The organism is Achromobacter sp. SIMBA_011 (assembly GCF_046535435.1).
GTDB lineage: Bacteria > Pseudomonadota > Gammaproteobacteria > Burkholderiales > Burkholderiaceae_B > Achromobacter > Achromobacter dolens.
Map to the genome: position 1 here is coordinate 1 of NZ_JAWRWN010000995.1, position 247 is coordinate 247.

The 247-nt window shown below is 65.2% G+C and carries 1 protein-coding gene; it reads right to left on the reverse strand.

The window, feature by feature from the left end; all coding sequences use genetic code 11:
* The coding region (locus tag SB816_RS34000) for a FadR/GntR family transcriptional regulator (protein WP_410548499.1) at positions 1-247 on the reverse strand (247 nt) is incomplete at both ends.

A 247-nucleotide genomic window follows, 5' to 3' on the forward strand; every position in this document is an offset into this window, starting at 1 on the left:
GTTGGGCCTGCTGTTCCAGCACAAACGTGCCAATGCCGTGGCGGGTCTCGACCAACCCCGACGCCTGCAACTTGGAGATCGCCTCGCGGACGACGGTCCGGCTCACGCCGTGCTCCAGCACGATGGTGGATTCCGACGGGAGTTTTTCGCCGGGCTTCAGGTGGCCGAGCAGGATGCGTTGGGTCAGCGCATCGACCACGCCTTGGGCCAGGTTGGTGGAGCGTCTACGGATGGGGGGTCCACTTTC